This window comes from Lonsdalea quercina, from assembly GCF_900107885.1.
Lineage (GTDB): Bacteria > Pseudomonadota > Gammaproteobacteria > Enterobacterales > Enterobacteriaceae > Lonsdalea > Lonsdalea quercina.
Map to the genome: position 1 here is coordinate 597480 of NZ_FNQS01000001.1, position 14323 is coordinate 611802.

Sequence of the window (14323 nt, forward strand, 5' to 3'; positions counted from 1 at the left end):
GCATTGCAGCTACGTGCATTTATTTTTCAGGGCGCAGACGTTCCATTACATGGGATTTCTTTTCCACTGCATCACTTGCCACTTCTCTTCGAATAATCGCAGGCATGGCTGGGATCGTCAGCTTACCGGTCCAGTAATAATCATCACTTTCCAGCCAGTCAGCCTGATGGCGTAATTCAGCAAGGCTTTCTCTGTCCCAGGAATGCCAGCAGTAGCCGATGGGTAAATCATAGGCAGCGACTCTGCTCATGAAGCGCTGATCCATCGGCAAGGTACTGTGGTCTGTCGGTCGCTGTACATAAGTACGTATTTCTTCCAGCATTTCTGCTCTGGATTGTTTTTCATAACCGACTCGTTCATCTTTTGAACCGGGTCCCGGCTGATAATAACCAGAGGCTTTTTTGGGGATCATTTTCTGGTCAAAGTAACCGTAAAGAGAAATATAATACCGATAATCATAGTCAACAGGGCTACCAGAATAAATATCTCCGTTCTGAATGGTGTCTTTATCTATCTGGCCATACCCATACCCTACTTCCCCTGTTTGCTTTTCTTTGCTCCTATAATCCTGGTCAAAATCTTTCAATTCATCAGCTGACAGCGGTTCAGGAACCATTGGCCCGTTAATGGTCAGTTTCTGTCCATTAACAGGATCAGGCCATGTCAATTTTTCCATTATTGATGTCGTACTGTCCCAGAATGGTTTTCCATCCTCAAGGTTGCTGAAATGGGTTTGCACGTTGGGTTCAACGCCACACGGTGTGTTTCGCCCCAGCATGCGCACGTATAAGGTGTCACCAGCGGCCTTGAAAAGAGGGTGAGATTCAGCAAAATTACTGCTTTTAGTGTTCGGTAATCCCTGCCAGCCAATACTGCGAAGCGGCGAAGAGCCCATCACTCGATCATGAGGGTTACAGTAGATCCAGGTTGTCCCGTGGTTATCGCGCTCCGGTACCCCACCGTGCGTTTTCCCGGCCGGCGTCCAGCTGTCTCCGTCACTGCACACGCCTGCCAGTAATCGTTCACAACCCAGTTGCTGCAGTCGGTTTTTATTTTCGGCCACTTTTTTCACGATATCCGCAAACGTTGCCTCTCTGGCCTCTTTGCTGATAATTTCATTCAACGGATAAGAGATATAGGTCGCGGCTTCATTATCCAGGGCATACGGCGAATTCATCACAAACAGAGCATCCGGGGCTTCGATTGCCGCAGCGGCCAGGGCAATCATAGTGCCCTGACTGTGCGACAGTACCGTCACCGTGTCTTCAGGATGTTTATCACGAATTGTTTTGATTAATTTCGCCAGGCGACCTGCTGCGTGGGCATAATAATGCCGAGGTGGTGCAGCAGTGAGCAGCCTGTCACGCTCTCCATTCAGCAACTGCGTACTGAAGGGGACAGGAACTCCAAGCGCAGAAGGCCAGTTATCAAATCCTTTATCACTCCACAGGCTGACCAGCTGGTTGCAGCCATTCTGGAATGGGCCTCCGCCCCAGTAAAATGGACCTTTGCTTTTTCGCTGCTCAGGAGTCAGGTCATAATAATTATCACCCAGTTTGTTTTTTAGCGGAATTGCATATTTACCGATATCATTATCTGTTGCACGATATCCCCAGTAAAAACGGATAACAGGAGAGCGGCCTTCATCGGTTATTTTGCGGGGAGGTGTTATCCATTTTTTCTTTTTTGGATTATTCTTATCACCATAGCAACTTATCCATTCCGGGCTATTTTTATCGCAGTTTTCAAAATCGCCTTTAGCATATATATTTTCTACAAGTATATGCTCACCATTAAGGCCCAGTCGTTGATTTAATCCATCGCACAATGCTTTCTCAGCATCATTATACCACTCACCTTCAGAGTTAACTCCGTGCACAAAAATTGCTAGTCCGGGTAACTGTAATGGCGGCCGCACCTCAGCATTCACTTTGACATTTTTATGTGAGGTAGTGGAATAAGCAAAAGGAGTGCCGTTATCTGTCATCAGGACATCGACTTTGCGTGTAGGGGAGGTTTTATTGTTATTCATCAGAAATTCTCCCTTCGGGTTGTACAGGCTCCAGTCGACGGTCACACTGCATTTTCCCTTCTCCTTCTCTGGGATAGAACTTTGACATATCTATTTTAAAGAAACCTCCAACGGGTTTCACCTCCCCCGGCCTGAGCAAACTATACTCATCCTCTGATTTAGCTACCCCCAGTCCATTCTCATTATCAAAATTCCATCTATCTACAACAGGGTATACTCTTCCCCTCCCCCGATAATAAATCATATAAACGCTGTCATTAGTCACCAGCATATCGTAGTCTTTTGTATCGCCATTCGGGTCCTGCGTATTTGACCCGTAAGGCGCCGAGCGTATTGTTTTACCACCATCTGTCGTCACAGCAATAACATTCAGACATCCTTTATCAGAACCCTTACACGCAGCCTTATTATCATTTGCTGTTATTGGAAAAGCTAAATAATCATCACGCGTTGACAACCAGAATAGTCGCCCTTTAAATAAATAACCTGAAGAGGGTGATATCTGCGTATGGATCCCTTTCGCTTTGTTGTTATAAAATGTTTTTCCATTTTCGCAGCGAGTGTACTCTTCAAGCGTAAAGTAGCGATCTTTGTCAATGCGATAAATTATCTGCGGAGGGCCATACACCTCAGGTTGCTGTTTTTTCTTTTCCGGCGCTGCCTGCGTATTCTGCATTGCAGAAAAAGGATTCACAAAAGCAACACCGCCACCATAAGGACCAGCCACACAACCACTCAGGATAAATACACCATATATAAAGCAGAGACGCATAATTATATTTATCATAACCCTATTCCTTTCTTTATTTCTTCAGAACGATCTTCAGTCCATCAACCGCTTTGGACATTATTAACGATGAGTTTCCAGAGCTGTCTGTTATGCCAGACAGAACCTTCCCATCCGGCATATGAATGTCATAATTCTGATTTGCCAGCGGCTTTCCTGTAACAGGATGGGTAATGACGAATTTCTCATCAAATGTCGATGGCTCAAATGACTTCATCACGCCCTGCATGCTACCTGAACCTGCTTTTTTGATACCGGCATTTTTAATAAGTAGTTTGCCAGGGCCGCCAACCTCAACATTGCCGTCTTTAATTTTGATATAGCCACCGCCACATATCAGTGTCAGCTCGTCCTGGGCCGTAACGACCAGTTTCTTGCCACTCGAAATATGCGTGTCCTGTGTCGACCAGGTGGTGATATTCCCGCCCTGAGCCTGAATATCAATATCGTTTTGCGAACTGAACAGTTTAGCCCCTTCACGGCTGTACAGGCTGAGTTGCTTACCGGCCGCCAGCGTAAAGTCCTTCTGCGCACCGACATCCAGCTGTTTACCCGCCGTCAGCGTCAGATTATCACTGGCTGATAACTGCATATCTTCGCCGCTCACCAGTGCCATTCCTTTTGGCGCACTACCCAGGATAACCTCCTCATGCAGTTGTTCAATTTTCTGCTTCAGGAGTTTTTGCTGACGGCTGACATCGGCAGCCAGCGCCTGAGCCTGTTGTGCACTGGCGGCAAGGGATTCCATCTCCATTAATGCTGCTGAAAGCCGTGCGAGGGCTGCCCCCATCTCCAGCACCTGGCCCTGCGCCATGGCCTGCCCATCAGCGCTGATAAACAGCCCTTTCTGTGCCCGGATGGCTCCCCAGCTGTCGGTTCTTAGCTCAAAGCCCTCACCGCGCTGTTGTTTTTCGCTGTCGACCAGATGCCCCAGATTCAGCTGACTCTTGCCGCCGTACTCGGTGGAGACCTTGATATGCTCCTGCCCGCGGTTATCGTCGAGGCGGATTTTGTTGTTCGCCGGCGTGCGCAGCACGTTGCGTTTGTAGTTCTGGATGGTGACGTGGTCGCCGTGGGCCGAGTCGTGCAGCACGCCGGAGATGTACGGTCTGTCCGGGTTGCCGTCCTCAAAGCCAATCGCCACCTCGGTGCCCGCCAGCAGCGGCAGATGCAGACCGTAGGTATCGCCGGCATAGGGGCGGGACTGGCGCACCCACAGGCTCTCGAACCCGGTCTCCCAGTTGTCGCGGTCAAACAGCATGTTGACGCGGTAGCGGCCGTCTTTATCGATATGGCCGTAGGTGTCGTTCTCGGTGGTGCTGGTGACGCGGGCCGGTAAGGTGCCGGCCATCACCGGGCGTGAGCCAGGCTCCGGGCGGAAGCAAAAATCCGGGCTGTCCGGGATACCGTCAAAATGTACTTCAAAATCGCGGTCGCGGCGGGCATGGCTGTGCATCGCCGTGATGACCACGCCCTGAGCAAACACCTCTGCCACTTCGTAGCCGCCGGTGACGTTCAGCAGCATACCCGGAGAGAGAGTCGGACAGCTGGTGATGGCATGGGTCTGGGTCTGGCCATTCAGATAGCGCTCATGACGAATGCGGGCGTAAAACGCACCGGACTCCGGGGCGGGGTTGCGGTCATACGCGCTGCCTGGCGTCAGATAGTTATCAGCATAGTGATAGGCATCGCCGTAAGTGGTGCTGTCGCCGCGGGTTGCATCCACCTGGGTGTTCATGTCTTCCGTGGCCTGGCGGTAGTTGTAGTCGCGGGTGCTGACCTGCTTCTGCACCACGTTATGATGGCTCTCCATGCCCCAGACCGAGTCCACCCCTTCCGAATGCTGCCCAGAAGGCGGAATCGACGGCAGGGTCAGGCCTTTTTCATACCCCTGCTGACCGTCACAGAACTCCACCACGTCGATATTCAGGCGCGTGTCGGTGGTAAAGCGAAACCAGATACCCACCTCACCCAACAGGCGGGTAATAAAGTGCAGGTCGTTTTCTCCGTACTGCATGACCTGCTCACGGCGCGGGTACTCTTTTGAGAGCGAGAACAGAAAATCCTGGCCGCGCAGGTTGTGACGCTCGCGCAGGATTTTTTCCACGATTTGCGGGACCGACATGTCCTGATAAATGGCGTTCTGATGCGAACGGTCAAGCAGCGCCAGGCGTGGCCGGAGCGTCAGGGCGTAGTGGGTTTCATCCTTTGAGGTGCTGAGGCGTTCAAAGCCCGTCACCACGCCCTGGATTACCCGCACCGGCTGCTGAACCTTAATACCAAAGCCCTGGTCCACCGGGGCCTGCAGCCTCAGGGAGCCGGCCTTCATCAGCATCATCTCTTTGCTGATGGCATGGTCAGCGCTGGTGAATTCAATCCGATAGCTGAACGGCGTGCTCAGGGCTTCGTTACCTTCAAAGGCCAGTACGTCCAGTTCGGGCTCACACCCTTTAACCGACAGCAGGTGGTGGTTGTGGCTGAACCTTATCGGGAGATTCGTACTCATGCGTCAGTTCCTTCTGTCTCTGTATTCCAGGGGGCAAACGCCAGCACGATGCCCTCATCGTCGCTCCACTCCAGGGTCAGTAATTTGGGCTTCTGCTTCGCCGCCATGTGGGTGAGTAGTTGCTGGCTGAGTACCGGCAGAATTTGTTGATTGAGCAGACTGTCGACGTTACGCGCGCCAGTATCCGGCAGCAGGCAGGCGGCGGTCAGCGCGTCGTACAGGCTCTCATCAATCTGCGTGGTCAGGCCATAATGACGATGCAGGCGCTTGCTGACCTGGGCGAGCTTCATTTCCACGATGGTACGCATAGCTGCCTCCGCCAGTGGGCGATAAATCACGGTCTGGAAGCGGGCCAGCAGCGCCGGCTGGAAGTGGTCGCGCAGGATCGGACGCAGCCGTTCGTGCAGGTCGCCTTCGGTGGCCTCCGGCTGTTCATCGAGTAACTGCATCAGGTGGTCGCTGCCGAGGTTGGAGGTCATCAGGATGACGGTGTTACGGAAGTCGATTTCGCGCCCTTCGCCGTCGCGCATAAAGCCACGGTCAAACACCTGGTAGAACAGGTTCATCACGTCGCGGTGGGCCTTTTCCACTTCATCCAGCAGCACCACACTGTACGGACGCTTGCGCACGGCTTCGGTGAGAATGCCGCCCTGACCGTAGCCGACATAACCCGGCGGGGAGCCTTTCAGCTGCGACACCGTGTGCGGCTCCTGGTATTCGGACAGGTTGATGGTAATCAGTGACTTCTCGCCGCCGTACAGCGCATCCGCCAGCGCCAGCGCGGTTTCGGTCTTACCGACGCCGCTCGGGCCAACCAGCAGGAACACGCCCTGCGGGCCGTTTTCGGACGTCAGCCCGGTCTTCGCCGCGCGCAGGCGCTGAGCGATGGCCTCAAGGGAAGCATCCTGGCCGACGACGCGGCTGCCGATTTCGTTTTCCAGGCTCAGCAGCCCGGTCTGTTCGTCTTTCATCAGCGAAGACAGCGGCACGCCGGTCCAGTCGGCGATCACGTTAGCGACCGTGCGGGTGTCGACATCCACCTGCACCAGCACATCGCCCTGCTGCGCCTGCGCCAGCTGCTGTTGCAGGTCGGCAATTTCAGCCTGCTGGCTGATATCCTGTCGGCTGGCCATCAGCTGCTGCGCCAGCGCCTTTTCGTGGCGGAAACGGCCTTCCTGCTCCTGAATACGCGCGTCCAGCTCGGTCCGCAGCTGCTCAATCACACCCAGGCGATCACCATGACGGTGACTGCCGGCGGCGATATCTTCCAGCAGCGCCTGCTCTTCCAGTTCCAGTGCGGTCAGCTGCGCTTTCAGGCGCACAATTTGTTCGGGCACGGTATCGAGGCTCATGCGCACACGGGCTGCGGCGGTATCGAGCAAATCGACCGCTTTGTCCGGCAGCTGGCGGCCGGTCAGGTAGCGACGGGACAGCGTAACCGCGGCACGCACCGCGTCATCGGTAATGTGTACGTTGTGGTGTTCGGCATAGCGGGATTTCAGACCGCGCAGCATCAGGCAGGCGGTATCGTCGTCCGGCTCATCCACCTTCACCATCTGAAAGCGACGTTCCAGCGCGGCATCGCGCTCGAAATATTGTTTGTATTCGGACCAGGTCGTCGCGGCGATAGTGCGCAGTTCACCGCGCGCCAGCGCCGGTTTCAGCAGGTTCGCGGCATCCGCGCCGCCCGCCTGGTTGCCGGCACCAATAATGGTGTGGGCTTCGTCGATAAACAGCAGGACAGGCACCGGTGACTGCTGCACCGCATCGATGACGTTTTTCAGCCGCTGTTCGAACTCGCCTTTCACGCCGGCGCCCGCCTGCAACAGGCCGAGGTCAAGGGTGCGCAGGATCACCGGCTTGAGGGATTCCGGGACGTTGCCCTCGGCAATACGCAGCGCCAGGCCTTCCACCAGTGCGGTTTTACCGACACCCGGTTCGCCGACCAGAATCGGGTTGTTTTTACGGCGACGGGAAAGGATGTCGACCATCTGGCGGATTTCGGTGTCACGGCCGAACACCGGGTCAATCTTGCCCTCTTTCGCTTTGGCGGTGACGTCGAGGGTGAATTTATCCAGCGCGTTCTGTAGCGCCGGGGTCAGTTCTCCCTCTTTCAGCTCTGCACCAACCGAGCGGCCAACAAACGCCACCTCTCTGCCATGCTCCTGGGCCAGTTCAGCCTCAAACTGCAGCTCCGGGCGTTCATCAGATTGTGCATCCAGTAGCGGGCGTAGTCGGGAAAGCTGACTCATCCCGAGCGTCAGCAGTGGCCACAGACCGTCGCAGTGGGCAAGTCGTGGGTTTTCCGTCAACGCCATCAGCAGGTGATGGCTGCGGATACTCTCCTCTCCGGCAAGCGAGGCCAGCAGCCAGGCTTCCTGCATCAGTTTCTGAATATCCGCGGATAACTGCGGGCGGCTGCGTACCGAACGCGGTTGATTATCCAGCCAGCCGAGCAAATCCTGCCACAGCGCATCCATGTCCCACTCGTAGCGGCGTGCCAGCACCGTCAGGTCACCTTCTCCTTGTTCGAGCAGCTTCAGCAGCCAGTGCTCCGGCAAAATTTCCGCATGGGCGCGGGTCTGACACAAGGAGGCGGCCCCTTCCATCGCACGGGCGCAGTAAGGATTCAGACGTCGAAGGAGGATTGCAGGGTTTTCCATGCTCACTTTACTCATTGTTGAGGACCTTTCGGACACGCTACCGCCCATCGCTTTTCTTTGTATACAAAGCACCTAAAGCGCATTAGGTCGAATTTCAGAATTGTGTGGTTCTTTGCAGAGCGTCTGACCGGCCAGGCGATGCCCCTGTACCGGTCGCATCATCAGAAGCTGTGACCCAGCCGTTCTCGCTTATCAACCTGAACGGGGCGTGTCACGCTGTTATCCAGAATGATGTGCCAGCAACTGGCATTAGCTTTCGGCTGCAACGTCATGTGCCAGCGGGCGTCGCCACCGCCACCCGGCCCTGCTTTTCGGTGAGGGCCGGCAATGACTTTAAGCGTGCCCGCGCAGTACGCGTTATTAAGCTGGGAGTCCAGCGAGCAGGCCTTTTCTACCAGGCGTGCCGTGTAGTTTTTACTGAAACGCGGGTCTTTCTGCCAGTGAGTCGCCCACTCTGCCAGATTTGCCATATATACCTCCTTTAAACGGCACACTTCCGTGTGCCGTCTGATTTTTAACCTGGTAAAAAAACTTATGCCGTAGCGCGTTCATTCCAACTATCGGAATGAATGATGTTGCCGTCTTTGTAGGTCCAGGTGATTTTTTCGTAGCGCAACTCGACCATTTCCTGATGGTTGTGCTTCTCAAAGGCCGGATTTTTGATGTCATGCATCACCGGATTGACTTTCACCACCTTCACGTTTTCCAGTTTGGTGTTGAAGTACTCCACTTCTTGACCCGCGTCGTTGATTTTGTACCACCTGAACTCCGCAGACTTGAGGGTCTGACCGGTGGTCACAGCCTTGTACAGATACGGGCTGGACGAGTCGATTTCCTTGGTGAACAGGAACGGGGTGTGGATACGGGTACCGGTCAGCTTGCCGGTGTTGTTGTCGGTCGGGATGTACAGGTTATGTTCCTGAGCGACAACTTCGATGCTGCCTTCACGATCCTGAACGTCCACAGACCCTTTAATGTCCGCGCCGCCGTCGTCTTTCAGCCAAAGATAAACAGGAATTGCCATGGAATTACTCTCCATTGTGTTGTGATGCGCCATCATCCTGCGATGACGCTTGGGTGTGGCCCGGTATCTGACAGGCACTGGCCTGCGGTACCAGACTGATTTCGACACGGCGGTTGAGCGCACGCCCATCCGGGGTGTCATTGGTTGCGATAGGACGGCTCTCGCCATAGCCCTGCACCGCAAAACAGCTTTCCGGTACATCACCGGTGTCACGCATCCAGTCACGTACCGCTTCGGCACGCCTGAGTGACAGCGTCTGGTTCAGTTTCGGGCTACCGGTGTTATCGGTATGCCCACTCACCACAATCAGCCAGCCCGGCTTCGCTTTGATACCGACCAGTGAGTTCACCAACATTTTGGTGGAGCCAGCCTTCAGCACGGATTTGCCGGAATCGAACAGCGACATGCTGTCGAGGCGGACAATTTTCGGTACCGGTTTGGGTTTCAGCTGCGGTTCATGCGGCGAGGGCGGGGGCGGGGGCACATAAGAGCGGATCGCATCCAGCAAAGGCATTCGCAGACGCTCCCCCTGATACAGACCGAGGTCCATCCGCACCGGTACGCCATTGCGTGCCTGGTCATCCAGCTCTGTCGCATCGTCACGAAGGACGGCAACGGCGTCGGCTTTGGGTCCAAAATCTTGCATCGTGATGCGCTCATAGCGGGCAATATCGAAACTCACACGCTGCAGCAGCTGGCGATTGTTCCAGCCACTGCTGAGCAGCGCGGCAATAGCCGCCAGAGTGAAAATCCCGAGCGCGCAACGCCAGGTACGCTCACGCGGCGTCAGGCCTCGCCCTTCGGGCAGCAGCGGCAGGATAAAATCCGGGAAGGGGGATATAACCGTACTGTCCGTTCCCACCGGCTGCCAGCCCGCCACCTGCTGCATCGCCGTGTGACGGGAAAGCCAGGCCGTCCAGGCCGATGTGGCCAGACTTCCGGCAAGGATCGGTCCCATTCCCCACAGCACCGCAACAGGTGCAATGACAGGAACATCGGGGTTCTCATCCATAAAGACAGCCTGGACATGCTGATGGAACCAGCCCATCAGGCTGTTCATCAGCACCTGTTGCTGCATCGCAGGCAACCCGACGGTGGTGATCCATGCAGCGATCGAGCCCGGCGCTGAAGACTCACGCCAGACCCTCACCCCTTCCCCCGGTATAGCCGCCTGCCAGAGCAGGTCATTCGTCATCACACTGCCAATCTGACCATGCAGAACCAGCGGCACAGAATGACCCGTTTCTTTACGCAACTGGCTGATTTTCCAGCGCAGGGCCAGCAGGCGACTGGTAAGACGCTCGCTGTCGGCATGTTTCTGCGGACAGACGCTGACCATCACCGATAGCTGGCGGCCCCAGTCAGGGCGCAGCCACAGTACCTGTCGGGCCGCCTGTTCCAGATCCTGATGATCCGCCACGCGGATCCAGCATCCCTGCGTGACAGTGAGCACCGGTGACTGCTGCATACATGCCAGCGGCAAATCACCACATACCAGCACCACGGGCTGACGGTAAGTGGCTTCTGGGAGGTCATCCAGACACAGGGGGATGTCATGCCCCGCACGCCGACTGGCGACAGTCCGGAACGCCAGGATAATCCCCAGCATCGCCAGCAAAACGAACACAGAAACCAGGCGGGTGACCGGCAGGAAACCTAGGCAAACCACTGTACTCAGCAGGGCGGCCCACAGCGCAAGCCCGCGCTGTTGTGCAGGACTCATTTCACGGCTCCCGGCAGCAGAGTCACTAGCATCTGATCCAGCCAGTGGCTTAGTCCCCACCAGAGCGCGGCCACCACCATCACGCTCAGGCCGATTCGCACGGGCCATGACGCCAGACAGCCGCTCATTCGTCGCCCGGCATGGCTTTCTGCCAGTACCGGATGAGTCTGCGGATAGCTGAACGGCGTGACATGCTCATTGAGCGCGTTGACGATTTTCTGGCGCTCCGGGTCGTTCACCGAGCGGAAACTGCCGAGAAATCCCAGCATCATGATCCGCTGGAAGCAGGTCACGACAGCATGGTCAGGCGCCGGTTCACGCAGCACATCACGCATTCGATCGCACAACGTATCACCGGCATCCATGGTGCCAAGGAAGTGTCCCTGCAGGGGAATGTCATACCACTGCACACAGGCGTCATCTTCCACACCTCGCCCTTTTACCGCCTCATCAAGCAGCGCACATTGTGCGGTGAGAATATGCTGACAGCTGGCTTCATCGAGTTTGCTTACTTTCAGCTCACGCTGTACACGTTCGACATCAGCAATGCAACGTTCCCACAACGTGCGCCCCTCTCCATCCTGAAACGTCGGTCCGTGGCGCAGGCTGATCACCTGCAGCCAGGTGTCCTGCAGAAGGGTATCAATATCAATGGACGCAGCAGTGCTGCGTTTAGGCTCACTCATGTTCTCAGTACCGCAAAGAGTTCAAGTTCAGGCTCGCCGAGCATGCCCGGAACGTAAAACATACAGGTGCCGCCCGTGAGCATTTCGGTGGCCAGAGGATGAGAGACATCGAGGCTGAAATACTGGTTTTCCAGACGCAGCGGAATGGCGGCCGGCACATGACGCAGCGGCGTCAGAGGAACGCCCACCCGCGATGAATTGACGATGCTCCTGACATGATCGGGACTGCCGGCCTTGCACTGACGCGGGAACTGTTCCTGCAGTTGTGCCACCGGTATCGGCGAACGTACTGAGAGGTAGTAATCCGCCCCTTCACGCAGGCGTGGGTCATGCAAACGCGCCTGCCAGAAGTGAAGCCGGGCATCGTGCTCAAGCTCAATCGCCACCACGCGCGACGGCAGGCTGGCTTCCAGCAGGTCGCCCAGTAAGTCAAACAGCGGCGGGAAGACGTTATTCAGCCGCTCATGCTGCCAGGCCGGGATGGCGCTTACCTGATGCGCCAGCGAGAACGTCAGCAGACTGCCCGCAAGCCGTGCCACCTCCGAATACAGGCGCTCAGGCGGGTTTTGCAGGTGACGCTGAAACTGTCCCAGCACAGGTTCGGCACTGTTCAGGGCATTGAGCAGCCAGAACAGAGACACGTCAGCCACGGCAAAATCGGCCATGCGCTCGTTACTTTCACGACGCATGGCCATCAGTCGACTCAGTCGGGCGCGAAGTTGTGTCATCAGTTGTTCCAGTTGGGTCACCAGCCAGCGACTGCCCTTGATGGTAAGCAGCGGGGGGAGAAACGTCTCATCCAGTAACCACGCCCCCTGCGAATCCTGCTGCAGTCGGGCGACCGGACAGGTCAGATAATCGCTGTTGTTCTGATGGGCAAAACGCAGCGTCAGCTCTGGCTGCATCACTGCAATCTGGCGGGTATCATCCCCAAAGGTGTTGCGGACATCCCGCCAGCGCTGGCGATAACGAACAGGGCGTTCAGCCACTTCATCAGGTTTGAGGCAGTTGCCGCCATTCGCCCGCAGCAGCGGAAGCGCCAGAACCACCACCACGTCCTGTGATTCGCTCTCAAGCGACAGCACCGGCGGCAGGTCATCAGCATTATCCGTGTCAATAAGCGTGCCGTCGGGGAAGCGGATGTGCAGATGACGGGCCTGTAGGCGGCCCAGTTTCAGTGCATCCGGTTCGAAAGTGGCGTCAATCACTCCCCAGGGATGGGAGAGACCCAGTCGGGCGATGCATTCCGCAGACCAGGCCGCATACGCGGCCTGTTGCTGGAAGTGCTGGGGAGAGACCATTACGCCCCTGCCCCATAGCGGTTGTTCCGTTTTCATTGGCTTCCTGCCTTAGCTTATGATTTCGCCTTCGGCATCTGGGAAACCAGCGACAGGTTGACGTCCATCCCTTCCACCTGGAAGTGCGGGATGGCGTACAGCTTCACGCGGAAGAAGCCCGGGTTGTCTTCAAGGTCTTCCACTACCACTTTGGCGTCGCGCAGCGGGTGGGAGGCCTGCAGTTCGTCGCCCGGGTCGGTCATTTCCGTCACCAGACCACGCACCCAGGTGTTCAGCTCAAGCTCCAGCAGACGACGGTCTTTGGTGGTGCCGATATTTTCGCGCTGAATAAGCTTCAGGTAGTGGGCAATACGCGACAGCAGGAAAATATATGGGAGACGCGCATTGATGCGGCTGTTGGCTGTCGCATCTGCGGTGTCATACAGCGCCGGTTTCTGGGTTGAGTTAGCCGAAAAGAAGCAGCTGTAATCGCGGTTCTTATAATAGGACAGGGGAATGAAGCCCAGATTTGCAAACTCGAATTCACGGGTTTCCGGGATCATCACTTCTGACGGGATCTTCACCTGATTGCCGGTGCCCAGATCGTACAGATGAATAGGCAGATCCTGCACAGCGCCTCCGGCCTGCGGGCCACGAATTTGTACACACCAGCCGTTGTTGATGAAGCTGCGAACCATGTTGGATGCGAAGGCAAACGAGGCGTTGGTCCACAGGTATTTGTCGTGATCAGGGCCTTTCACTTCTTCCACGTAGTTGAAGCTGCGTACGGGCACAGTGTCCGGACCATACGGCAGGCGCCCCAGCACACGCGGCATCACCAGACCGATATAGCGGGAATCTTCCGTCTCGCGGAAGGACTTCCATTTGATGTATTCAGCACGGTCAAAGTAGTTACCGATATCCTTAATAGCCGCCACATCCTCCATGCTGTCTTTCAGGAAGAATTTAGGGCCGGCAGAGCCGATAAACGGCATATGGGCTGCGGCAGAGACTTTAGAAATGTTGCGCAGCAGGGCGACATCCTGCGCAGACGCATCAAACTCGTAGGCGGAAATCAGCGCGGCAATAGGCTCGCCACCCGGTGTATCATACTCATCAATGTATGTGTGTTTATACAGTCCACTCTGAATGATTTCCGGGCTGTCTTCGAAGTCCTGACGCAGGTCTTCTTTGGACATATCCAGCAGTTCAACTTTCACGTTCTGGCGGAAATCGGTTTTGTCGACCAGCGATTTCACGCCGCGCCACAGGCTTTCTACTGCCTGAAAGTCCTCATGGTGCATGACGGCATCAAGCTGACGACTAATCTGGTAGTCCAGCGCTGCGATGTGATGGTCAATCAGGTTTTTGTCGAGTTTTTCAACCTTTGAGCCTGCTTTGGTCAGGCACTCCAGAAATACCTGCATCCCAGCAGTTATACGTTCATCCGCGGTCGCATCCGACATCGCCTGCGCGTCCTGCCAGCTATCCAGCGCACTCAGGGAAGAGACCGGGTTCAGATTGATTTTTTCAAACAGAGAAGCGTACACACCACTTTCAGTCGGGCACTCAAGCACAACGCTTTCGCCTCCGACAGCATTTTCTTTTTTTATAGACATGAGCAT

At 55.7% G+C, this 14323-nt stretch carries 10 protein-coding genes; all 10 read right to left on the reverse strand.

Going from position 1 to position 14323, the window contains the following annotated elements:
- Window positions 1-19 precede the first annotated feature (19 nt).
- Entirely contained in the window at window positions 20-2032 is a 2013-nt protein-coding gene (locus BLU64_RS02660; protein WP_026742275.1) for a T6SS effector phospholipase Tle3 domain-containing protein, read from the reverse strand.
- Entirely contained in the window at window positions 2025-2819 is a 795-nt protein-coding gene (locus BLU64_RS02665; protein ID WP_051625474.1) for a T6SS immunity protein Tli3 family protein, read from the reverse strand. Before BLU64_RS02665 ends, BLU64_RS02660 begins: the two co-directional genes overlap by 8 nt.
- Before the next feature lie 16 nt (window positions 2820-2835).
- Window positions 2836-5325 carry a type VI secretion system Vgr family protein gene (locus BLU64_RS02670; RefSeq protein WP_026742274.1) on the reverse strand — a complete coding sequence of 830 codons (2490 nt, stop codon included), beginning with the start codon at window positions 5323-5325 and terminating at the stop codon, window positions 2836-2838.
- A complete protein-coding gene (gene tssH / locus BLU64_RS02675) occupies window positions 5322-7988 on the reverse strand; it encodes a type VI secretion system ATPase TssH (protein WP_074727844.1) in 2667 nt (888 codons plus the stop codon). Before tssH ends, BLU64_RS02670 begins: the two co-directional genes overlap by 4 nt.
- 161 nt (window positions 7989-8149) lie before the next feature.
- Entirely contained in the window at window positions 8150-8458 is a 309-nt protein-coding gene (locus BLU64_RS02680) for a hypothetical protein (protein ID WP_026742272.1), read from the reverse strand.
- Between the two features lie 62 nt (window positions 8459-8520).
- Window positions 8521-9012: a type VI secretion system effector Hcp gene (hcp, locus tag BLU64_RS02685; RefSeq protein WP_026742271.1), complete on the reverse strand. Its 492-nt coding sequence runs from the start codon at window positions 9010-9012 to the stop codon at window positions 8521-8523.
- Window positions 9013-9016: 4 nt separating this feature from the next.
- A complete protein-coding gene (locus BLU64_RS02690; RefSeq protein ID WP_026742270.1) occupies window positions 9017-10735 on the reverse strand; it encodes an OmpA family protein in 1719 nt (572 codons plus the stop codon).
- Window positions 10732-11421, reverse strand: coding sequence for a type VI secretion system protein TssL, short form (tssL, locus tag BLU64_RS02695; RefSeq protein ID WP_026742269.1), 690 nt, complete (start codon window positions 11419-11421; stop codon window positions 10732-10734). Before tssL ends, BLU64_RS02690 begins: the two co-directional genes overlap by 4 nt.
- On the reverse strand, window positions 11418-12758 hold the full coding sequence (gene tssK, locus BLU64_RS02700) for a type VI secretion system baseplate subunit TssK (RefSeq protein ID WP_026742268.1): 1341 nt from the start codon (window positions 12756-12758) through the stop codon (window positions 11418-11420). The genes tssL and tssK overlap by 4 nt, the downstream gene beginning before the upstream one ends.
- Window positions 12759-12775: 17 nt before the next feature.
- Window positions 12776-14323: a type VI secretion system contractile sheath large subunit gene (gene tssC / locus BLU64_RS02705; protein ID WP_074727846.1), complete on the reverse strand. Its 1548-nt coding sequence runs from the start codon at window positions 14321-14323 to the stop codon at window positions 12776-12778.